Origin of the sequence: Shewanella sp. SW32 (assembly GCF_025653365.1) — a bacterium.
GTDB classification, from domain to species: Bacteria; Pseudomonadota; Gammaproteobacteria; order Enterobacterales; family Shewanellaceae; genus Shewanella; species Shewanella oncorhynchi.
The window spans coordinates 1-23,001 of sequence record NZ_JAKKSJ010000049.1 but is presented as its reverse complement, the minus strand read 5'-3'; the positions used below and the strand labels follow the sequence as shown (position 1 = coordinate 23,001).

The 23,001-nt window shown below is 45.7% G+C and carries 12 protein-coding genes and 1 pseudogene; 10 read left to right on the top strand and 3 right to left on the bottom strand.

What is annotated here, in order from left to right; translation table 11 throughout:
• The first annotated feature begins 328 nt into the window (after nucleotides 1–328).
• The 4 genes from ansB to yidZ all read left to right on the top strand — a co-directional run bounded on the left by ansB (nucleotide 329) and on the right by yidZ (nucleotide 7,083).
• On the top strand, nucleotides 329–1,387 hold the full coding sequence (gene ansB / locus L5M28_RS21205; protein WP_113940026.1) for an L-asparaginase 2: 1,059 nt from the start codon (nucleotides 329–331) through the stop codon (nucleotides 1,385–1,387).
• Nucleotides 1,388–1,864: 477 nt separating this feature from the next.
• Nucleotides 1,865–4,705, top strand: a complete 2,841-nt coding sequence (locus L5M28_RS21200; RefSeq protein WP_263198234.1) for a M16 family metallopeptidase — start codon at nucleotides 1,865–1,867, stop codon at nucleotides 4,703–4,705.
• Between the two features lie 253 nt (nucleotides 4,706–4,958).
• The gene (locus L5M28_RS21195; RefSeq protein WP_263198233.1) at nucleotides 4,959–6,155 is read left to right on the top strand and encodes an MFS transporter; all 1,197 of its coding nucleotides are present in this window, start codon (nucleotides 4,959–4,961) and stop codon (nucleotides 6,153–6,155) included.
• Nucleotides 6,124–7,083 (top strand): HTH-type transcriptional regulator YidZ, encoded by a 960-nt coding sequence (yidZ, locus tag L5M28_RS21190; RefSeq protein ID WP_263204352.1) that lies wholly within the window; start codon nucleotides 6,124–6,126, stop codon nucleotides 7,081–7,083. The genes L5M28_RS21195 and yidZ overlap by 32 nt, the downstream gene beginning before the upstream one ends.
• Before the next feature lie 17 nt (nucleotides 7,084–7,100).
• Here the strand turns inward: yidZ and L5M28_RS21185 are convergent, their stop codons facing one another.
• Nucleotides 7,101–9,818 carry a DEAD/DEAH box helicase gene (locus L5M28_RS21185; RefSeq protein ID WP_263198230.1) on the bottom strand — a complete coding sequence of 906 codons (2,718 nt, stop codon included), beginning with the start codon at nucleotides 9,816–9,818 and terminating at the stop codon, nucleotides 7,101–7,103.
• Between the two features lie 372 nt (nucleotides 9,819–10,190).
• Between L5M28_RS21185 and L5M28_RS21180 the strand changes: the two genes are divergently transcribed.
• The gene (locus L5M28_RS21180; protein WP_168825581.1) at nucleotides 10,191–11,561 is read left to right on the top strand and encodes a DUF4397 domain-containing protein; all 1,371 of its coding nucleotides are present in this window, start codon (nucleotides 10,191–10,193) and stop codon (nucleotides 11,559–11,561) included.
• Between the two features lie 233 nt (nucleotides 11,562–11,794).
• A complete protein-coding gene (locus L5M28_RS21175) occupies nucleotides 11,795–12,916 on the top strand; it encodes a sterol desaturase family protein (protein WP_173247017.1) in 1,122 nt (373 codons plus the stop codon).
• 175 nt (nucleotides 12,917–13,091) lie between these two features.
• Here L5M28_RS21175 and L5M28_RS21170 read toward each other — a convergent pair whose 3' ends face one another.
• Nucleotides 13,092–14,525 (bottom strand): LysM peptidoglycan-binding domain-containing protein, encoded by a 1,434-nt coding sequence (locus tag L5M28_RS21170; RefSeq protein ID WP_263204351.1) that lies wholly within the window; start codon nucleotides 14,523–14,525, stop codon nucleotides 13,092–13,094.
• A 210-nt stretch (nucleotides 14,526–14,735) separates the two neighbouring features.
• Here L5M28_RS21170 and L5M28_RS21165 point away from each other — a divergent pair, with 210 nt between their 5' ends.
• The 4 genes from L5M28_RS21165 (at nucleotide 14,736) to L5M28_RS21150 (ending at nucleotide 22,677) form a co-directional block, all read left to right on the top strand.
• Nucleotides 14,736–16,091, top strand: a complete 1,356-nt coding sequence (locus tag L5M28_RS21165; protein ID WP_263198226.1) for a leucine-rich repeat-containing protein kinase family protein — start codon at nucleotides 14,736–14,738, stop codon at nucleotides 16,089–16,091.
• A 296-nt stretch (nucleotides 16,092–16,387) separates the two neighbouring features.
• Entirely contained in the window at nucleotides 16,388–17,587 is a 1,200-nt protein-coding gene (locus L5M28_RS21160) for an efflux RND transporter periplasmic adaptor subunit (RefSeq protein WP_263198225.1), read from the top strand.
• On the top strand, nucleotides 17,587–20,658 hold the full coding sequence (locus L5M28_RS21155; protein ID WP_263204350.1) for an efflux RND transporter permease subunit: 3,072 nt from the start codon (nucleotides 17,587–17,589) through the stop codon (nucleotides 20,656–20,658). The genes L5M28_RS21160 and L5M28_RS21155 overlap by 1 nt, the downstream gene beginning before the upstream one ends.
• Nucleotides 20,659–20,859: 201 nt before the next feature.
• On the top strand, nucleotides 20,860–22,677 hold the full coding sequence (locus tag L5M28_RS21150; RefSeq protein ID WP_263204349.1) for a sel1 repeat family protein: 1,818 nt from the start codon (nucleotides 20,860–20,862) through the stop codon (nucleotides 22,675–22,677).
• Nucleotides 22,678–22,766: 89 nt separating this feature from the next.
• On the opposite strand, the pseudogene L5M28_RS21145 reads toward L5M28_RS21150, so the two are convergent.
• Nucleotides 22,767–23,001, bottom strand: a pseudogene (locus L5M28_RS21145) (IS4 family transposase); the annotation flags it as partial.

The following is a 23,001-nucleotide window of genomic DNA, read 5'->3' as shown; positions in this document are numbered from 1 at the left end:
TCTCAACTCGGATCACTAGTGTGAGCCATTACTTTTTGATGCAAATTAGCTATAGATTTGTTATTCGTTAACCAATCGGCGACATATTTATTCAAGTGTTTTTAAAATTAAATAAACCATACGATATTTAATTGTCACTGCGTCAATAGCGAATAATCATTGATTAGTTAAATCTACTCAATAATAAATGCATGGTGTTTTCCTTAAAGTTTAAATAATCAATTAGATAACGCTAAATCTGTTATTTCATTTTAGTGAGAGCTATCACAGTGAGGCTTAGACAATAGTGCACACTGTGGGCGTTTATTATTAATCAAAGGATGTAAGCATGAATTTTCCAATGCGTAAGCTTTTGCTCTCGGTCACTTTAGGGTTATTTCTCTCCTCCGCGGCGCAGGCGCTTCCACAGGTACGTATTATTGCCACGGGTGGCACTATTGCGGGAGTCGGACAATCGGCTACTGAGTCTAACTATCAGGCTGGTGAAGTGGGCATTAGTAGCTTAATTGCGGCCGTGCCTGAAATGAAACAACTTGCCGATATTCAAGGTGAGCAACTGGTTAAAATCGGTTCGCAGGATATGAACGATAAAGTTTGGCTAGCCTTAGCCAAGCGCATCAATCTGCTATTGGCTGATAAAGATGTCGACGGTATCGTCATCACCCATGGTACTGATACCTTAGAGGAAACGGCGTATTTTTTAAATCTCACCATCAAGAGCGATAAGCCTGTAGTACTGGTTGGGGCCATGCGTCCATCAACTGCCATGAGTGCCGATGGTCCGATGAATTTGTATAACGCAGTCGCGACCGCCGCTAACCTCGAATCTAAAGGTCGAGGCGTGTTAGTGGTGATGAACGATACCGTATTGAATGCCCGCGATGTGACTAAGACTAACACTACAGGTGTACACACTTTTGCCGCGCCTAACTTTGGCCCGCTTGGCGTTATCCATAACAGCAAGATTGAATACATGGGCAAAACTGAGCGTCAACATACAAGGCAAACGCCTTTTGATGTTAGCAAACTCGACAAGCTGCCACAGGTAGGGATTGTCTACAACTATGCTAATGCCAGCGATTTACCTGTCAAAGCTATGGTTGAAGCGGGTTTTGATGGCATAGTCAGCGCCGGTGTAGGTAATGGTAATATTTACCACTCAATATTTGACACCTTAGCTAAAGCGAGTCAAAAAGGCACCTTAGTCGTTCGCTCTAGTCGAGTGCCCACAGGCGCAACCACGCTTGATGCCGAGATAGACGATGCTAAATATGGCTTTATCGCCGCAGGTAATCTTAACCCGCAAAAAGCCCGCATTTTACTGATGCTGTCGTTAACGCAAAGCAAAGATCCACAGCAGATCCAACGTTGGTTTCAACAGTTTTAAGATTCAACTGCGTGATAAAACAAAAGCCCTGCGAATATTCGTAGGGCTTTTGCATTAATGGCTTACCTGTGAAGTGGTTTTTTCACGAGGCCATGAGCCGAAATATCTAAACTTTGGTGTGATTTTTAAAGCCAAAATTGTGAGGGTTCAACTCAGATTTTCAATCAAGATATTGCTCTATTACTAGATTGGCGAAAAGGCTTCGCCAATTAAGCACTCAATATCTCGCAAATATATGCATACCATTCCACAGTAACCATTAAATCCACAGCTGTTTCAGCTTCCTTCCTCGCTCATTATTTTTCGGCATATTCTGACTATATATCAAGGCGATAAACTATTTTTAGTACGGCATAAGGTATTGATTTTGTGACTTAAAGTGCTTTAGGTACTATAGTGAAAGCTTATTTTATCTGAAACATAGGTGAGCGCTTCCTAGGTTTCTTGTTTGATTTTGGGGGCAAAGTGCGAATTTTAATGAACAATTTCAAGGTAATTAGTTTTGTGCGTCAGTGGTTACTGCTGGCGCTTTTGAGTATGGCGTTGCCACTGCAGGCGAGTGAAGATCCGCTGTGGATGGGAACGACAGGCTTGCCTATGAGTGAGCGGATCCATACCGGTGAACTTGCCAATGGTATGCGTTATTTATTGGTGAGCAATAAGACGCCGGAGCAGGCGGTCATAGTGCGGATGCGGGTGGATGTAGGCTCTTTGGTCGAGTCTGATGCCGAGCAAGGATTAGTGCACTTTCTTGAGCATATGGCCTTTAATGGCTCGACCGGATTGGCGGCGGGGGAGATGATGCCGACATTGCAGCGCCTTGGCCTGAGTTTTGGCGCCGATACCAATGCTGTGACTGAGTTTCAGCAGACGGTTTATCAATTCAACTTGCCAAGTAATAGCCAAGATAAAATCGATACGGCTTTGTTTTTAATGCGAGAAATTGGCAGTAATCTATTACTTGACCCAGCGCTAATTGAACGTGAAAAAGCGGTGGTGTTGTCTGAGCTGCGTGAACGTAGCGGTGCGGATCTTGAGAATTACCGTAACCAATTACAGTTTTTAATGCCAAACACATTGTTGTCAAAGCGCTTCCCTGTGGGTGAGGCGAACAGTATCAGTAATGCCAATCGCGAGGCGTTGCTGTCTTTATATCAGCGTTTTTATACGCCCTCACGCACCACTTTAATTGTGGTGGGTGATATCGAGGTCGCCGCGGTAGAACAAAAGATAAAACAACAGTTTGCCAGTTGGAAGGCCGCGCCTTTGGCCGCTAAAACCAAGGAACAAGCTATTGGTACTGTCGCAGAGCGCCAAAGTGTCGATGCGGCGGCATTTTTTGATCCAAGTCTGTCAACGTCAGTTTCCCTTGGCATGCTAAAACCCATCTCAGCGATTACCGATAGCCCTGCTGTGCGGGAGCAGGAAATGTTGCTCGAGCTTGCCCACGGCATCTTGTATCGCCGTATGGAGTCGCAATTACTGCATAGCCAAGGTTTATATGGTGTAAACCTGCAGGTTGGACCGCAGTTTGATATTGCCTATGGCACACAAATGAGCCTAGGTACGCAGGAAAATAACTGGCAAGAGGGAATCGCACTCTTGGAGAAAACCCTGCGTCAAGCAAAAGAGTTTGGTTTTAGCCAACAGGAAATTGACCAGCAAATCAAACGTATGCATAAGGGATATCAGCTAAGTGTCGCGGGTAGCAGTACCATTCACAGTGTGAATATTGCCGAGAGTCTAGTGTATTCGGTGGCGGGCAATCGCGTCCCTGTCGAACCCGATTGGCAGCTCGCATTTTTTGAAAAAATAATGCCAACAGTGACACCACAAAAGCTAAGCCAAGTGTTTAATCAAACATGGAACGCTACGCCGTATTTGTATCTGACCAGCAATAAGCCCATTGAAAATGCTGAAAAACAGCTTATCGCCAGCTACGAGAAAAGCCGTAAACAAGCGGTGAGCGCACCATCAATCAAGGCGATTGATGAGTTTGCTTATACTCAGTTTGGTGAGCAAGGCAAGTTAGTGGCCGACAGTCGCGATAAGGAAACGGGGATTCGCCAACTGCAATTTGCCAATGGCGTGCGCCTTAATCTTAAGCCTACCAACTTTAATAAAGGCACCACATTGGTCAGCCTAAACATTGGCTTTGGTGAAGTGCCATTCCCTGAGTTGGATGGTTTGTCTTATCTGTTTAACAGTGCGTTTGTGCAGGGTGGGCTCAAGGCCCATGATTATGACAGTCTGCAGGATATTTTTGCTGGGCAAGATATTTCCATCAACTTAGGCCTGCGTGAGCAAAGTTTTGGCGGCGAGATTAGCACTAATGCCGCAGAGCTTCGAACGCAGCTTGGCTTAATGACGGCTTATTTAATTGAGCCAGGTATGGATAAGCAGGCTGAGCAATTGTTTCGTGAACAAGTGATTGCCGAGCAACAAAGTATTCATAGCAACCCACAATCTGAGTTTTCTAATCAGTTTGCCCGTATCTCCCATAATGGTGATAAACGCTATGGTTATGGTGAGCCTGAAGAAATTCTCAAACGTCACTTTGGAGAATTAGCGCCGAGTTTCCATTCGGCCGTCGAGCAAGGGGCGATTGAACTCGCTATTGTGGGCGATTTTGATGAAGCGAGTGCCATTGCTGCTGTGGCTGAAACGCTTGGCGCCATTAAGCGTAGCCCTATTGCTATTGCTAATGCTCAGTCGATAGTACCTGTGTTTCCGAAAGTGCCCGTTCAGAAAACATTAACGCATTATGGTCAACTGGATATGGCGGCACTTGCCATGGTGTGGCCTACAACGGACATGACTCACTTGAGTCAACACGCGGGATTGGGTCTGCTGGAGCAAGTGCTAAGCATTCTATTAACGGAAAACGTGAGGGAGAAAGCGGGTGCGAGTTATTCGCCATCGGCCTTTTCTTATAACGATTTCAATGCCAGCGGTTATGGTTACTTAGGTTTGTTTAGCGTGACGACTCAAGCCATGTTGCCAACGGTTGCCGAGTATTTCACCGCCGCAGTTAAGCAAGTTAAAGCGCCTTCGGGGATCAGTGAGGACTTACTTAATCGAGCCCGCCAACCTGTGCTTGAGTGGATGCAAGCTGCGCCGCAAACCAATGGTTTTTGGTTAGATCTCACCTCAACTGCCCAGAGTCATCCTGGTCGTTTTGCTGCCTTTAAACAAAGGCAAGCGTTAGCGCAGCAGATGACAGTTGCAGAACTTAATAAATTGGCGCAGCAATATCTGCAAGACGATAGCAGTTTAATGATCCAAGTTCTGCCTGCACCGCCAGAACCTCAGCAATGAGTGTTGGGCTCATAGAATAGTAGACTGATCATTCACCGACATATCCCCTGTGGTCGCAAACCGCTGGGGATATTTTTCTACCCCTGTCCTCCTTATGTTTTGTTACCAACTTTTCTTCCTCGTTCGTGGTGTTATGTCCTCCCATAAGTCGTCAATGGAAATACCTGTTGTCGAAAATGCCACTCACAGATCTGCGCGAGTGAAACTAGGCTAGGCGCAACTTATGTGTGAGATGGCTAATGGGGTGAGGTATATGTTTCGATATCTATTGTGCAGTTTTTGTCTAGTGCTTTTGTACCCGACAGGGATAGATATGTACTTGGTCGGTTTGCCGCAAATTGCGCAGGATTTAGGGGCGAGTGAGGCGCAGCTGCATATTGCTTTTTCTGTGTATCTTGCGGGAATGGCAACCACTATGCTGTTTGCGGGGAGCTTAGCCGATAGGATTGGGCGTAAACCCATTACCTTGTTTGGCGCATTGTTGTTTGCTATTGCCTCTTACTTTGCCGGTAGTGCGCAAACCAGTGATCTCTTTTTAATGGCACGCTTTGCACAAGGCATTGGTGCGGGTTCTTGCTATGTTGTGGCTTTTGCGATTTTGCGTGATGTATTAGACGATAAGCGCCGAGCAAAAGTGCTCTCTATGGTCAATGGCGTGACTTGCATTATCCCAGTGATTGCACCTGTGATAGGCCATTTAATTATGCTTAAATTCCCATGGCCTAGCCTATTTAACACTATGGCGGGGATGGGATTAATGGTCTTAACCCTGTGTATTTTTGTATTGCGCGAAACCTATCCTAAACCGCAATTTCACACCACAGTTGAGTCGGGTGGATATAAAGAATCCTTTAAACAGCGGTTTTTTCTCAGTCGCGTGGTGATAACGACTTTAGGCGTGACCACGATTTTAAGCTATGTAAATGTCTCTCCCATGTTGATCATGGGGCAGATGGGGTTTGACCGTGGGCAATATTCCAACACTATGGCTATGACAGCATTTGTGAGTATGTTAGCCTCATTTTCGACGCCCTTTTTACTTAACCTGTTTAAAGAAAAATCATTAATTTTGTTCTCTCAGACATTATTTGCCGCCGCAGCACTGGTGTTGATCTTGACCCAATTGGGCTGGCTGGGTCAGTTATTCAATCTGCTCAGTTTTGGTTTTGTGTGTTCGGGCTTTGCGATTGGATTTGGGGTCACCATGAGTCAGGCGCTGAGTCCATTTGTTACTCGGGCTGGAGTTGCCAGCTCTTTACTGGGAATTGCTCAAGTGTGTACTTCAGCTTTATATATTTGGGTGATGGGTCTGCTCGAAGTAAGTGCGATTAATATATTATTAGTGATCCTCGCTGTCGGTGCGCTGGTGAGCATTACACTGATCTTAGCGGTTCCTAAATTGCCGGAAATTGTACTTAATGACCAAATCCCTGAGTCGGCTCGATCTTAACTTATTGTTTATTTTGCAGCTTTTATTACAGGAGCGGAGTGTCTCTAAGGCTGCCAAAAAGCTCAATGTCACGCCATCCACTGTGAGTAAGTCGCTGGCCAAATTACGGAATTGGTTTGACGATCCCTTATTTGTCAAAACGCCGCAGGGATTTCAGTTAACGCCATTGGCTCACGGTATGGAGCAGGAGTTATCCGAATGGTTGCAAATGGGTAAGCAACTGATGGCTAAGCGCGGTGACGAGATGACCAAAGGGCTCACCTTCGAGTTAATGCTTGAGTCGCCTTTGTTGCTTATCATGCTTAATGAGCTGACTCAGGCCATTTATACTCAATACCCTGATGCAAAGGTGAAGGTACGAAATTGGGATTACGATTCACTCGAAGCGATTGTGCGTGGTGAAGCGGATATGGGGTTTACCGGCCGAGAAAGTCATCCACGTTCTAAGGAATCCCTTGATTTATTACCCTATTTTATCGATTTTGAGGTTTTATTTACCGATCTTCCTCAGGTGTATTTGCGCCGCGATCATCCCGCCTTGCAGGAAGAGTGGAATATAGACACCTTTCTTAAACATCCGCATATCAACATCTTGTGGGAAAAAAGCGAAACTTGGGCCTTGGATGATGTGCTTATTGAGCTTGGGTTAACTCGCAATATTGTGCTCACCTTGGCCAGCTTTGAGCAGTCACTGTTTGTCGCGGCAGAGCCTCACCACAGTATGATGGCAATTGCACCACAATATTGTGAGCAATATGCTCGCCAATTACACCCTGACTTAGTCAGTCGCCCTATCCCGTTAAGCGACGAATATCTTGATAAACTCGCTATTCCTTTTACCTTGATTTGGCATAAGAGAAACAGCCACAACCCCAAAATCACTTGGTTGCGAAGCAAGATAAAAGCGATTTATCAACAGCATGATTAAGGCTGTTATTTACTGCATTAACTTGTTTGGGTAATACCCAATTGCTGGCAAATATGTTGGATACAAAGTTCTCGCTGTTGGCACCATAGCCCGTAGCTGACGGGGATAAGTTTAATGCCCGCGCGCTGTAAGAGTTTATACAGTTCAATATCGAAAAAGTCCGCCCAAGGTCCTGGGTAACCGATTAAATCTATTGCTAAATATTGGTTACCATAGCGGCACAGAATATCCAGTTCTAGCCCCGCCATATGGTAGGCGCGCCAGACTGTTATGCCTTTTGCTTCAATCGCCTGTGCCACTGACTGGCCGAAGGTATCGAGGGAATCGACATAATTGTGTGCCGCTTGAAATTGGCCCGCCGATGCTAAGTAAGTTGCCAGTAAATTATTGTTGGGGAGTTCATGCGCTTGTACCGATAAAAATAGCCACTGCATTTGTTTAGCTCGGGTGATCGCGACATTGAACATATCGGCTCGATTTAAATACACGGCGGCGCGGCTGTCGTTGGCCGTAATGCTAAACGACAGCAGCATAATATCGCGCTCTTCCCCTTGGAAACCAAAGGGCGTGGCAATCCGTAATTGGTGACGCTCGAGTTGTTGTGCGCTAAAGCGCGCGAGGATTTGCTGGGATAAATACTCCGTCTGATTGCGAAAACAGGAGAGTACACCAATGCTGGAAGGCACTAATACATTTTCTTGTTCATCAATCAGTTGAGCTAACTTTTGAATTAATGCCTCAGCTTCTATGGCGTTAATTCCCTTACTATCACGGCTGCCAGTCACCTGGACTCTGTGTAAGTGTCCCGAACTTGTGCAAGGTCTGTGCTGCATAATCTTCAGCATGCCTTGATAAAACTGCTGATTACTAAATTGGATCAGCTCAGGTTTACTCCGAAAATGCTCATTTAAAAATACCACTTGGGATTGGCTCGCGAGGGATTGTGACGCTAAGTCGAGCATACTGGCATCACGGTAGCTCATTAGGCCGCGACAATCTGGGGCGAGTCCGAGTTGGGTCTGGATTTGAGTTTGTTTTGCGCGGGATAAAAACGAGAAATGGCGCAGTTGTTTGCTATCTCCCACCACCAGTGCCGCTTTTGCTCGCTGCAAGGCCGGTAAACATGCGGCAATATTGGCTTGGGTGGCTTCATCAATAATCACTAAATCAAACATTTGCTGCTCCATGGGCAGCACTTTATGTAAGCTGGCAAGGCTAGATAACCAAATGGGAAAGGTTTGTTTTAAGGCATCAAAATCCGTCTTGTAGAAACCGTCGAGTTGCTTAGCGGACTGGCGAGCGCGTAACGCACTGGCAAAACTCACCAGCGTACTGCGCTTATTTTTGAGTAATTGGTTTAATCGATAGTGAGTGGCCAATTGTAAGTATTTGAGGCTTAAGCTTTCTTTTTGCGCTATCAGTGTCGTTAATTTATCGAGTTCATTCCATTGCTGGGCAAACCTTTTTATACCTGCACGGTAAGCCCAGTTGTAAAATCCTAAGCGCCAACGGGATTGTCCTTGTTGTAAGGTCGCCAGTTTTTGGCCGCGACGTATGGCATGGCGGCAATGACGTATAAAGCCCGCTTCCATTTTGACTTGCTGACGAGTCACGGTATTAAGTTGTTGTTTTGAACTTAATAGCAATCTATCCGAGATGGCTTCATTTGATGCAGGGTGCTGACCATGGAGCATTTCATCAATCTGGTTTTTAAGGACTTTTATAAACTGCGGCGAGCCTGCTCGAATAAGGCTGCTCCCTAGCTGGAATTGTTGTTGCAATTTATCGGCAATCACATCAACAGCAACATCGGTGTGGGCGACGATGAGGACAGATTTGCCCCTTAATACCTGCTCCGCCGCCACTGTAGCTATGGTGTAACTCTTACCTGTTCCCGGTGGGCCTGAGATCTGCCCCAAAGTATGATTGGCCGCAATCTTTAAGGCCTGAATTTGCGCGCGGCTTAACAGCCCGGGAAGATAAGCCTCTTGCGTGTCTTCACTGGCGCTGATTGATGTTGTTTGTTGTGTTTCTGCGAATAGCGCTTTAAGCGGTGCTGATGGTTCAGCCGCTGTCATTAGTTTGTCGAGTTCGTGCAAAATGCCGCGACTTGCGATCGAACGTTCTGCCAAAATGATTTGGCTTCGACTGACAAGAAACTGCCCACGTTTACGGCATAAGCTAGTGAATTCAGCCTCATCGATCAGCTTGGGAAAATGCAATAAATGACTGGTATCGACATCGGCTTGGCCCGCCCGCAGCCAAGATATCCAGCCACTGACATCCGTTGGATTATCGCGTAAATCTTGGCTTAGGCTATGTCCTTCAACGACTAATTTTTCTAATAGAGCTTCATTGATAGTGAATGGTCCGCTGCCAGCTAGAGTGTTATTGCTCTCTAGGTAGAGATTATCGCCGTCAGCCTGTAATTGGCATTCGCGATAAAGGAGTGGTGTCACGACTTTACGTTTTTCGCCATTAAGGTCGACTGTGCCGCAGAAAAACAGACAGCAGTGCAATAATACCTTTTCGCGTAAATACAAAGCGCTACGTGCTAGTAATGCACTGGCGGGAGCAAATGGTACTGGCAAGCGGGGTAGGAAGCCACTGCTTAACTCGTCTTCATGTTGGAGTAATAGCTGATCTTGCTCGGCAAGCTTGTGGCTAGACCAGAGATTGATTTCGGCACTATCGTGTTGAAAACATTGTTTGTAGTAGTTGAGAATCCCTTGCAAATCCTATCCATCCCAAAGGCTTAATTGGCGATGCGAGAGTAACCTAATCGCATTAGTCGAACAAGGTTTGTACCGTCTGAGGATAGTTTATCCATAGTCGCTATAAGCCTAAAAGAGAGGTGTTCGATAGATCAGCCATTTTCCACTGGAGCAGAATTTTTGAGAGGCGAGCAAAAGTATCAGCAGCCGCATTTGTATCAATTAAGGGCCTGAAAAGTGTGGTTTGTATCACTTTTTGCTGTGTTATTGAAATGTTTGTTAAGTGTTTGAGTTTGTAAAATATTTGTTTTTGTTTTTAGTGGAAATTGCCATTGTTGTCATTGTATAACTGCGTAGATTGAACTGAATTTTTGTCTGCTAATGAGGGAAACAATGATAAAAAGTAAGCTAAAGGGATTCGCTGCGGTGGCTGTTGCCTGTTTAGCGGTAACGGCATGTGGCTCAGATGATAATAATGAAGAGGGCACAGATCAAAATGCCACCTATGTGCAATTCTATAATGCTTCAGCTGGAAGCACTGCTACTGCACTCAAAGTTGCCGATAAAACCTATGAAAGTGTGATCTATGGGGACACTATGCCGCGATTTACGTCGACGGCTGGCGTGACTGCGATTGAAGTGATGGCTAAGGATGCCTCTGATAAAGATATCTCTATTTATAAAGAAAATATCGATTTGAAAGTTGCAACGGACCATTTCTTTGTATTACATGGTGATTTTACCGAACCTAAATTACTTAATATCAACTATTCTCGCACTGAACTCGATAAGCTCAACGAAGTGGCTGAAAACAGTAAAATGCAGCTTTTGATTGCCAATACTGCAGTTCATGCCCAAGCCTTTGACGCTTATGTTTCTAAGTCGACCCAAACCTTTGCCGATGCCGTGATGTTAGGCAGTGTGGCTTATGGTGAAGTGTCGCAGCCGCAAGTGATGGATACGGGTGAATATAAGGTTTACCTCGCACCAGCGGGAACAACCAATGTTTCTTATACAACGGCGAACATTAAATTCAGTTCTAAGGTGCCTTATAAGCTGATCATCCGTGAAGGTTTTGGTGCTTCGGATTCAAAAATCACCTTGGACAGTGTCGATTCAACCACCAATGTTCGCAACCATGTGGCATTAGAAGCGAGTGTCGATTATCGCGTCTTTAACGGTTTAGGTTCGCACATTATCGATGTGAAAGTGGCTAGCAGTAAGCAAGATACTCTGTTTAGCGAAGTGCCATCTTTTGGGGTGACTAGCTATCAAGGTGCTGAGTTTAATGATTTTGGTGTGAGTGTGTTCGACCACGGTACGCAAAATAAATTGCTCGATAACGTGTTGATCACCCTTAACCAAGATGACATTAAAACCATCTTCATCTATGAGCAAACGACCGAGCAGGGCAGCCAAGTAAAGGCGATGGAGATGAAGCAAACTCAGACGCCAAGTCCCTATAGCTTTAAGTTCGACATTGTGAGTTTTGCCGATAAAAGCAATCTAACCGTGTATTTCTTAAAGGCAAATGACACGATTGAAACGGCTGTAAATAAGATCACCGCAGTCAATCCTGCGAGCCCTCAGTCAGTGACTGTGCCAGCTGGTGAATATTCTATTAAGGTTATCGCTGTGGAAAACGGTACTAAAACCGTTGTCTATGCATCCGATTTAATGGATTTCAGCAATGAAGACAATGTGACTATGGTGCTGAATAAAGATCCTTCTACTAGCTTTGGTTATAACTTGATTAAGATCTAACCGCTAAGGTGAGTGAACGGCTCTAATAAAACAGCGCTACTTAGGTAGCGCTTTTTTTGAGCTGTTTTTGTGTGCTCGTTTTAGTGGGCTTAGTAGATTGAGCATTATTGTCTTAGCATTCACTTTTTATTGATTGTGGCTGCGGGGTTAATGTAGGCTGATCGGCAAAAATTAAGCCGAGCATTGCTGTGATGTGAATAACGCGAGCAATATAGGAAAAGGAGTTCACTGTGATGAGTAAAGGATTTAAAGACGGTCATTTCCAAATTGGTGAAGGCAGTATTAGCGGTACTATAGCGTGTATGTTAGCGATATTATCGTTTCTGGGTGTATTGGCGTTTCATTTTCCCGAATATCTCACCACTCCAGAATTACGCCAAAGCTATAATGTCGATGTTATTCGCAGCTTAATATTTGTCGCCTTAGTGGTATCGGGCAGTTTAGGTTTATTGAATTTTATTCGAAATAAAAATAAGCGTTTCGGCTTTGTGGCTTGGGTATTTGTGAGCTTAGCGATTGCCTTTGGTGGTCATCAAGTTGAGGTCGAGCCTTTTGCTAATCATAAGGTCTCACTGGGTTTAGATTGGTTTATTTTAGACTTATTAGGCTCAACCTTAATTTTCATTTTTATCGAGAAATGGCTACCCCATAAACCAGAACAAGCAATATTGAGACCCGAGTGGCAAGGGGATTTAAACCATTTTTTGGTGAATCACTTAGCGATTGGATTTGTATTATTGGTGGCAAACCAATTTGTGCAGTCGACCTTTTCTTGGGCTATTTCCAGCACAGTGCAAAGCTTTATCGCGGGTCTCCCCTTTGTGTTGCAACTGTTGTTGATTTTATTGGTCGCCGATTTAATGCAATATGCGGCGCACCGTGCCTACCATGAAATTCCTTTCCTGTGGCGCTTCCATTCGGTGCACCATAGCGCGAAACATTTAGATTGGTTGGCTGGTTCAAGGCAACATATGTTTGAGTTGATTGCTACCCGTTGTTTAGTGCTCACGCCGATTTTTATCTTGGGATTCTCCAAAGACATCATCAGTATTTATGTGATTATCGTTGGCGTGCAGGCGGTCTTTAATCATGCCAATGTGCAGGTTAACTTTGGCTGGCTACGTTATTTAATTGTCAGTCCGCAATTCCACCATTGGCACCATGCTTCTGATAAGGCGGCAATCGACCGTAACTATGCTGCCCATTTTTCTTTTTTAGATTACCTATTTGGGACTGCAGTTCGAGGTCAGAAAGAGTGGCCAGAGCAATATGGTGTCGTGGGCGATTACATGCCTGTTGGCATGTTTAAGCAGCAATTGTATCCCCTTGGTTTAGCGAAGAAAGACACAAAATAATGGCGTGCAATTAGAATGGTTTGTTTTGGAATGATTGTCCGGGAGTATTGATTAGGTCAACTGAGTAGTAACGCTGAGCTGTGGCGGTTAACTCTGATATTGGGATAGAAACAAGCCCAACACAGCGCTTTGGAACCGCGCTTTGTTGGGCTTTTTGCCGTTCAAACTACAATCGTTATTCGGAAATTTTCAGTTCTTGGCCCGGCTTAATAATACTTTTGCCATTGAGCTGGTTCCACTTCATTAAGTCAGCCAGTTTAACCTTATTCTTACGGGCGATTTTATCCAGCGAATCACCAGATTTCACCTTGTAAGTGGTCGCTTTTACAGCAGGTTTATCGGTCGATGTTGAGGTAGTTGCTTTAGCTTTGGTCGACGACTTATTGCTCACTTTTTTATCTGTCTTCGCCTTGGTTTTAGTGGGTTCAGGCTCATTATCATTGCCCGCCATTGGCGTTAACAGTGTGAGCTCTTGGCCGATTTTTAGGCGGTCCGATGTCAGATTGTTGGCCTGTTTTAATGCTTTCACTGACATATCAAACTTGGCTGCGATTGTGCCTAGGCTGTCACCAGATTTGACGATATAGCTTTGGCTGTCATAGCGTTTTTGAGCGTAGAGCTTGTCTTGATTTTCCTGATAATGACCTATGTTTTCCAGTGGTAAGGCGATTTGATATTTGCCTTTGCTGGGGATTACACCTTGGCGAAAGCCTGGGTTATAGGTTTTAAATTCTGCTTTGCTGAGCCCTGCTGCATTAGCAATCTGGCCAATATCTACGCCATTAGGTGCTGGCACTCTTTCCAAGAAAGGGCGGTTAGCAATAGGGGGGACTTTTAAACCGTAGTGGTTGGGATTTCGAATAATCTGAATAAATGCCAGCCACTTAGGGACTGTTTGTACTCGCTTAGCGGGGATGCCCAGTGACCAAAAGTCCGTAGGTTTGCCCTTGGCTTTGTTTTTATCAATGGCGGCTTTGATCACTAGCTCACCGGTATTGTAGGCGGCGACGGCGTTAATCCAGTCTTTGTCTAAGGTGTCGTATAGGTGCTGTAGATAGTCGAGCACTGCATCGGTTGAGGCCAGCGCATCTTTACGGCCATCGTAGGCAGAATTCACCGTTAAGCCAAAATTACGTCCAGTAGCAGGGATCATTTGCCACAGTCCTGCGGGGCCGTTAGCTTGTGCTAAAGGGTTATAGCCACTTTCGACTATGGGCAATAACGCCAATTCTAATGGCATGTTACGCGCTTCTAGCTGGCTGACTATGTAATATAAGAATGGCTCGGCGCGATCGCCAACCTGATTCATAAATTTTTGTTTATCATCGAAAAAGTTACGCTGTTTACGTACTTCGGCATCATCATGGACGTCAATGGTATTGGCGTGTTGGATCTTTTCCCATACATCGCTGTACTGCTCAACCACTTCGGGTGGTGTTTGATGCTGTTGTGGCGAGTGGTCGTTATCATTACTGACATCACTTGCTGTGGCATTGAATTCAGTGGTTGATGGGCTTGCTGATGTTGTAGCGCAACCGCTCAGTAGGGCCATTAGCATGGCAAGCATAAGCACTGTAAAAGAGTGCGTTTGGCGAAAATGTGTCCGCATGATTGTCCTGTGATGAGTTGACTGGGCATTCCATATTGGTGCACATGCTAATCTGTTTTCGAGTTTCTGGATAGCTCCCCCAAGTTTTACCTATTGTATCAAAGTTGTCTTAAGGCCGATTGTGCCGCCCTTTGATTGCAGATCCTGCGTTTAGCTTTATCGATTTATACGCTACCATAGCCGCGATTTTTCATTAACTTGGGTAGCAAAGTGCAGACGTTAGCGCAGTTAAGGGCAGGGCAGTTACAAGGGATCACACGTTTACAATTGGTTGAGGATTTAACCGAGTTCCCGCGGGAGATTTTTGATTTAGCCGATTCCCTCGAAATCCTCGATTTATCGAATAATCAACTGAGCACTTTGCCCGAGGATTTACACCGCTTATCGCATTTAAAGATAATTTTCGCCTCGAATAATCGCTTTGAACATTTGCCTGAGGCATTAGGGCGCTGCACAAATTTAGAGATGATTGGCTTTAAGGCCAATCAAATTAAAACAGTGACTGCTGCGGCATTACCGCTGCAAACCCGCTGGCTCATCCTAACCGATAATCTCATTGAGACATTGCCTGCGGCCATGGGCGATTTACATCGTCTGCAAAAATTAGCTTTAGCGGGTAACCGTTTAACAACCTTGCCCGAGTCGATGGCCAATTGCCGCAACTTAGAGTTAGTGCGTTTATCGGCCAATCAACTCCACGCACTGCCAGCTTGGTTACTCAGTTTGCCTAAACTGACTTGGCTCGCCTTTGCGGGAAATCCATTCAGCCATACCTTAGTCGATCCCCACGCCGATGTGGCCACAGTGGCGAATGTGACTCTGGGTGATATCAAGTTGGCTGAGAAGCTTGGCGAAGGGGCTTCTGGGGTCATTTATCGAGGCGATTGGTTGAATCAAGCCATGATAGCCGCGACGGGGTCGGCGCAGATTGCGGTAAAACTCTTTAAGGGGGAAGTGACGAGCGATGGTTATCCCGCTGACGAGTTAGATTGCTGTCTCACAACGGGTGATCATCCCAGCCTTATTAAGGTCGTGGCGCACATTAGCCAGAAAGATCAATTGGGTTTAGTGATGGAACTTATTCCGCCAGGTTTTAGTAACTTAGGGCTACCACCAAGTCTTGTCACCTGCACTCGCGATACCTTTAAAGACGGTAGCGAATTTCGCCTTGATGAAGTCGCCAAAATCACGCACCAGTTGGCCGATGCGATGGCGCACATGCATGCAAAACAAGTAAGCCATGGTGATGTCTACGCCCATAATATTATGGTTAATCAACAGATGAGCTTATTGTTTGGGGATTTTGGTGCGGCATCAAACTTACGTAATCTATCGACAGCAGAACGCTTAGCGATAGAAGCTATTGAAGTGCGGGCGCTTGGTTGCTTGATTGAAGATCTGTTGGCCTATGTGGATGCATCGGCCTATGTGAGTGCCTCGATTAGCCTTCTGTACTACACACAGTTGAGTGCGATTAAAGACGAGTGCATGCAGTTAGATGTGGCTCAGCGCCCCTGTTTTGCAGACGTGAAAAAGGCCATCGGAGCCCTGTTAAAAGGTAAATAGTGGCTTGCTAATAGGCTGGCTCTACACTTGTTTCAAGTTTGCTGTATTTTATGGTTGTTTGTGTGATTTAAGTGCTCACTATTAAGTTTATCGTTAAGTTATTGTTTTGTTTGGTTGTGTAACCGAGTTTTTACTGGCACTGACTGGGATTAAGCCTATAGGCTGTATACCCAAATAACCTCAAATTGCTGAAACAGGCACTTTGGGGGGACTTGGTATTAGTTTTGGGTTCAATCCGGTTTGCTGTTGTCGGATAGGATGTCCGTTGAATAGTAAGAACGATAGGTTTGCATACTATGTTTACACAAAGAGTAACTGAACGAGCACGCAGTGCATGCGATATTTCATTAAAAAGCCATCCCCATCATCTCCCAAAGGCGCCCTTATTCGCGCCTTTGCCGTTTCTACTGGCGAGTGTTTTCGCTTTAGCCCCTATGGCCGTGATGTCGGCGGACAAGGTCGACATCATCCCTGTGACGGTCGAGGCCGTTAAAGAAACGTCCTTTGCCGATGTAGTGAATGAAGTCGGTAAAATCAACGCTATCGATTCAGCCACGCTGAACTTTAATGCTAGCGAAAAAATTAGCGCGATTCATTTTAGTAACGGCGACAAAGTGACTAAAGGCCAAGTGATTGCCGAGCAGGACAACATTAAAGCCAAGGCTGATTTAGACAAAGCCAAGAGCACCTTAGCACTGGCTAAAACTAAGCTGGAGCGTATCGAAGACTTACTGATTAAAGAACCCTTTGCGCTTGCTAAGCAAGATGTGGATGAGCTACGGGAAAATGTGAATCTGGCCGATGCGGATTTTCGCCAGAAACAAGCCACCATGAACGATTACCTGATCAAGGCGCCCTTCGATGGTCAGTTGACCAGCTTTAGTCAGTCTATCGGCAGTCAAATTGGTGCTGGTACGGCCTTAGTCACCCTCTATAGTTTAAATCCGGTCGAAGTGCGTTATGCCATCAGTCAGAAGGATTTAGGCAAGGCGCAAAAGGGCCAAAAGGTGAATGTGACTGTTGAGGCCTATGGTAATAAGGTATTCAAAGGGTTAGTTAACTATGTTGCCCCAGCGGTAGACGAAAGCTCAGGACGGGTTGAAGTGCATGCCGCCCTTGAAAACCCTGAGTTTAAGCTTGCTCCTGGCATGTTCGCCAACATCAAGCAGTTCTATAGTCTAGGGATTAAACGTCTATTAGTGCCGCAAAATTCGATTATTGCCAATAACGATGAACGTTTTGTCTGGCTAGTGCAGGGCGATAGCGTAGTAAAGCAAGTGGTTAAACTCGCTCAAAATACGAATGACGGTTATGCCGTCGTGACTGAGGGTTTAGCCGAAGGCGATTTAGTCGTTAAAACGGGTATGCAAAACCTCAAGTCCGATAGCAAGATCAAAGTCGTGCAGGATAGAAACACTGCAGATAAAGCGGCAACATCAAGCGCTGACAAAGGTGCTGATTCAGGCTCAACTCCAAATATTGAGGTGGCTGAATAATGCGTTTACCCGAAGTCTGTATTCGTCATCCTATCTTCGCCTCCGTACTCAGTATTATGGCTGTGTTACTGGGTTTGATTGCCTTTCAAAAACTCGATATCCAATACTTCCCTGAGCATACCACCCACTCGGCATCTGTGAATGCGTCGATTGCAGGGGCGAGCGCCGATTTTATGTCGAGCAACGTGGCCGATAAGTTGATTGCTGCGGCTTCGGGCATAGATAAAGTCGATACCATGTCGACCGACTGTAGCGAGGGGCGTTGCTCATTAACGATTAAATTCAATGATGACACCAGCGATATTGAATACACCAACTTAATGAACAAGTTGCGTAGCAGCGTCGAAGGGATTAACGATTTCCCCCAGAGCATGATAGATAAGCCCACAGTCACTGACGATACCTCGGCCACAGATTCGGCCAGTAATATCATCACCTTTGTGAACGCGGGTGGCATGGAAAAGCAGGCTATGTACGACTACATTAGCCAGCAGTTAGTACCGCAACTCAAACAAGTTCAAGGCGTTGGTGCTGTTTGGGGGCCCTATGGTGGCTCACAAAAGGCGGTCAGAGTCTGGCTCAATCCTGAACAAATGAAAGCGCTGAATATTAAAGCTGCCGATGTGGTGGGCACGTTAGGCTCCTACAATGCCAGTTTTACCTCGGGCGCGATCAAAGGTAAGTCGCGGGATTTCTCGATTAACCCTTTGAATCAAGTTGAAACGCTTGAAGACGTGAAGGATCTGGTGATTAAGGTTAGCGAGGGTAAGATCATCCGCGTGTCCGATGTCGCCGATGTGGTGATGGGCGAGGAAAGTCTGTCGCCGAGTATGTTGTCTATCGGTGGACATAGTGCAATGTCATTGCAGATTTTACCGCTGAGCAACGCTAACCCAGTGACAGTGGCTTCGAACATTAAAGCCGAAATTGCACGCATGCAAAAACATTTACCCCAAGGCTTAGAAATGAACTTGGCTTATAACCAAGCTGATTTTATTGAAGCCTCCATCGACGAAGGATTTTCTGCGTTGATTGAAGCGGTGATCTTAGTTTCGCTGATTGTGGTGTTATTTTTGGGTAGCTTGCGGGCGGCATCGATCCCCATTATTACCATTCCCGTGTGCGTGATTGGGGTGTTTGCTGTGATGTCGGCGCTCGGATTTAGTATCAATGTGTTGACTATTCTGGCGATTATTTTGGCCATTGGCCTGGTGGTGGATGATGCCATTGTGGTGGTCGAGAACTGTTATCGCCATATTGAAAACGGTGAAACGCCTTTCAATGCGGCGATTAAAGGCTGTCAGGAGATCATTTTCCCTATCATTGCCATGACGTTAACGCTCGCCGCCGTGTATCTGCCGATCGGATTAATGTCGGGCTTAACCGCCGATCTGTTTCGGCAATTCTCCTTTACCTTAGCAGCGGCCGTAATGATCTCTGGCGTGGTGGCGTTGACTTTGTCGCCTATGATGAGCGCCTATCTTATCAATACCACTGAGCAACACCCTAAATGGTTTAGCCGAGTCGAGAATGCGCTGCAGCAGTTAAATCATTTGTATATCAATGAGCTGAATAAGTGGTTTGTCCGCAAGCGTTTGATGTTTGGCGCGGCTGTGGTTTTGGTGGGTCTTGCGGGTATTGCTTACTGGCAATTACCCAAAATACTCTTGCCTGCGGAGGACTCCGGCTTTATCGATGTGGCGTCTAATGGCCCTACCGGTGTCGGTCGGCAGTATCATCTCAATCACAATGCTGAGCTTAATGGCGTGATGGACGATCATCCCGCGGTTGGGGCTAACTTGTCCTATATCGAGGGAGAGCCTGTAAACCATGTACTACTCAAACCTTGGGGTGAGCGCAGTGAGGGTATAGATGATGTGATCAGCGACTTGATTACAACATCAAAGGAAAACGTTTCTGCCTATAACATGTCGTTTAGCATTCGCTCAGCAAATAATCTCAATATTGCCAATAATTTGCGTTTAGAGCTGACGACCTTAGATCGGAATAAGGACGAACTCAGCGAAACCGCCGCCAAAGTGCAAAAGTTACTCGAGGATTATCCTGGCCTGAATAACGTGGGCAACTCAGTGCTGAGGGATCAACTACGCTACGATCTGTCTATTGATCGCAACGCGATTATCCTTTCAGGTGTGAGTTATGGTGATGTCACTAATGCGCTTTCTACCTTCCTTGGCTCAGTGAAGGCGGCGGACTTACATGCTACCGATGGTTTTACTTATCCTATTCAAGTGCAAGTAAACTTAGACAAACTGAGTGATTTTAAAGTGTTGAATAAGCTGTATGTCACTTCTGAATCTGGGCAAGCACTGCCATTATCGCAATTTGTGTCGATTAAACAGACTACGGCAGAATCTAACATTAAGACGTTTATGGGTCTTGATAGCGCTGAATTGACGGCAGATATTATGCCCGGCTATTCAACTGATGAAATCAAAACCTACTTAGATGAACAATTACCGACATTGCTTAATGATGCCCAAGGCTTTAAATACAATGGCGTGGTAAAGGATCTTATGGATTCGCAGGCGGGCACTCAGTCGCTATTCTTGCTGGCATTGGTGTTTATCTATTTGATTTTGGCTGCGCAGTTCGAAAGTTTTGTCGATCCCTTAATTATCTTACTGACAGTGCCCTTGTGTATTGTCGGTGCCTTATTGACCTTAGCCTTGTTTGGCCAGAGTGTGAATATCTATTCGCAGATTGGTTTATTAACCTTAGTGGGGCTAGTGACTAAACACGGTATCTTGCTGGTGGAGTTTGCCAATAAGCAACAAGACCAAGGTTTGAGTGCGATTGAGGCGGCGCGAAGCAGTGCCAAATCTCGTTTAAGACCGATTCTAATGACGTCTTTAACCATGATTTTAAGTGCGATTCCTTTAGCCTTGGCATCGGGGCCGGGCTCGTTAGGGTTAGCTAACATAGGTTTAGTCTTAGTCGGAGGTCTGTTAGCGGGCACTTTCTTCTCGTTATTTGTAGTGCCTGTGGCCTATGTCGCTATGGCTGAATTGAAGGCCAAGGATGTGCTTGCTAGACTGCGAAGTGCTTAAGTTGAGTTTTATGCGCTGGGGGTTTATCGAGCCTAGACTGAGAGGCATGGGTTCAACTTGCCTGTAAATACGTTATGATTTAAGCCAACGGCTAAACGCGTTGGCTTAATTTTTTGTCGATAACTTAATGGTCTTTGTTGTATTTAAGCGAGTGTTTAAGTGCGAGTGGATTTGCCTCATCAGCGACGGAGAGCTGGCATTATGAGTTTGTTACATTGCTTTCATAGGGCTTTTTTATATTTGGCTTGCTCGGCTGGCTTGATGTTTGCTTCTCCCGTCATGGCCTCTTTTTGGGATTCTTTATTTCGTAGTGAGTTGCCCGTCGATCAAGTGTCTGCACCTGTAGACAGTCCGCGTTTCGAGTTCGTCGGTGTCTTACCTGCTAATACGCAATTAGAACTTGTCGGTTATTACGTTTCATCTGTTTGTACTCGAAAGGAAATCCGTTTTCCCAGTGGTGATATTGCTAATCCCTACCGCGCGACATTCGAAGAAACCTCAGTGCTGCGGCAAGTGATTAGCAGTGGTAGCAAAGCGAGTGAATTTTCGCTGCCCTTAGCTTTGAATGGTGGTGGCGATTGTCAGTGGCGGCTTGAGGATTTAATGCTCGATGTGACAATACTGCCGAACCATCCGTTGTGGCAAAGGGCTAAAGCACTTAAACAACAATACCTTGCTAAGTTGCAGCGCACTTCTGTTGTGGATGCGGCACAAGTTGCTAGCCAAACTACGTTGCCGACTCAAGTGTCACCCCACGATGATTTTTATTTAAGTCATGAACTTAATATCGATCCTATTTATGCGGGTAGCGAGGCGGATAATTCGTTGCTTGCGACTACGCCATTATCTTTAGCACCAGTTTACTATCCAGTATTTATTCATTCTCCTAAGGAAGACAAACCCTTCGAGGCTAGGCTGAAAAGTAGTTTGCAGCAAATTTCTAGCCTATGGGCTAGTCCTTATACTCAAGCGGTTCGTCGCGGTGATGAGGCTGTGATGCGGGTGAATTTTAATCCACAGATTGCCGAACAGTATGAGGTCAATGTTTGGTATCAGCCTGATACGGTTGAGGTGAATTATCCCGATGGTACTCAATATACTTATGCTAACGGTGATGTGAAATTGTATGCCTATGGTAAACCTGAATCACAAATCAATACCTTAGCTCAAAGTGCCAAGGCCGAAGATAAGCGCTTCTTGGCACGTATCTATGAGCTTGGGCACGCCTTACCCAAGGATAAAATTAAGGCACAGAAATATTACCGTGAAGCCGCTGAAGCTGGCGATATTGAGGCGTTGCGTTGGATGCGAGATCAAGCGGGTTACGCGGGGCGTGCCGATGAAAAGATCTATTGGCTGGAGCGCGCCGCGAGCTTTGGCGATAACGCGTCAAAGCTTGAGTTAATCCGTTTACCTTTATCGGTTATCGAGCGTGGCTTGGTTAATACAGGTGCGGATAAGGTCCGTGAAACGCAAGCATGGCAGCAGTTAAATCAGCTAGTTGACCAAGGGTTGCCGGAGGCAAGAAGTCTGATGGCGTTTTATCAAGTGTTATCTTGTTCGCCCTATTTTAATGCTACAACGGCATTGGAAAATTATCGCCAAAGCGTTAAAGCTCAACCTGATTTAGCGCGAGATGCCGCCGAAACCTATTATTACTTTAAAGAGGATTTTGAGCAGAGCGAGGAGTTTTGGATAATTGCCGCCGAGCGAGATCTTTACGCCGCCGCTGAACTTGCCAATATCCTGTTATTGGACCCCTATAGAGATACGGTTAACGCGAGATACTGGTTAGAAAAAGTGACAACTTTGGGTGCCAAACAAGGCTTGCAGGCGGATATTCTAGGCAATGCTTACTTCCAGTTCGCAACTCTGTTAGATAAAGGCGAGGGTGGACCGGCCGATGCTAAAGCAGCTTTAACGCTTTATCAGCAGAGCATTGAAATGGCAGAGCGGTTTTCAAACGACTATGCAGTAAGGGCCAAGGAGAGAGTGCAAGTGCTCGAAGGGATGCGCTAATAACGTATTGTCGCTAAAGACTCTATGACGTCAGTGTCGCTTATTCAGCTTATCTTCAATAAAAATCCCTGCCGAAGCCTGTCTCTTGATCACATCTTTTGCTCAAGAGACAAGGCTAGCTGGTAACCTTCAAGGATGGTTTGCAGTTTAAACCATCCTTGCCATAACCTTTCCCAGCCCACAATTCCGCTTCGTTTGCTGTCATTCCAGCCCGCGAGTTTTCCTAATCTTAGATAAGCCCAATGCACACTGGGGACTTGTTCGGGCGGTTGGCTTTTTTCCGTCTTTAGCCATAACAACTTCCAGGCCAATGGGCTTAACAGG

Coding starts and splice junctions, on each gene's coding strand:
- ansB (WP_113940026.1), top strand. CDS start 329: ATGAATTTTCCAATGCGTAAGCTTTTGCTCTCGGTCACTTTAGGGTTA.
- L5M28_RS21200 (WP_263198234.1), top strand. CDS start 1,865: ATGAACAATTTCAAGGTAATTAGTTTTGTGCGTCAGTGGTTACTGCTG.
- L5M28_RS21195 (WP_263198233.1), top strand. CDS start 4,959: ATGTTTCGATATCTATTGTGCAGTTTTTGTCTAGTGCTTTTGTACCCG.
- yidZ (WP_263204352.1), top strand. CDS start 6,124: ATGACCAAATCCCTGAGTCGGCTCGATCTTAACTTATTGTTTATTTTG.
- L5M28_RS21180 (WP_168825581.1), top strand. CDS start 10,191: ATGATAAAAAGTAAGCTAAAGGGATTCGCTGCGGTGGCTGTTGCCTGT.
- L5M28_RS21175 (WP_173247017.1), top strand. CDS start 11,795: ATGAGTAAAGGATTTAAAGACGGTCATTTCCAAATTGGTGAAGGCAGT.
- L5M28_RS21170 (WP_263204351.1), bottom strand. CDS start 14,525: ATGCGGACACATTTTCGCCAAACGCACTCTTTTACAGTGCTTATGCTT.
- L5M28_RS21160 (WP_263198225.1), top strand. CDS start 16,388: ATGTTTACACAAAGAGTAACTGAACGAGCACGCAGTGCATGCGATATT.
- L5M28_RS21155 (WP_263204350.1), top strand. CDS start 17,587: ATGCGTTTACCCGAAGTCTGTATTCGTCATCCTATCTTCGCCTCCGTA.
- L5M28_RS21150 (WP_263204349.1), top strand. CDS start 20,860: ATGAGTTTGTTACATTGCTTTCATAGGGCTTTTTTATATTTGGCTTGC.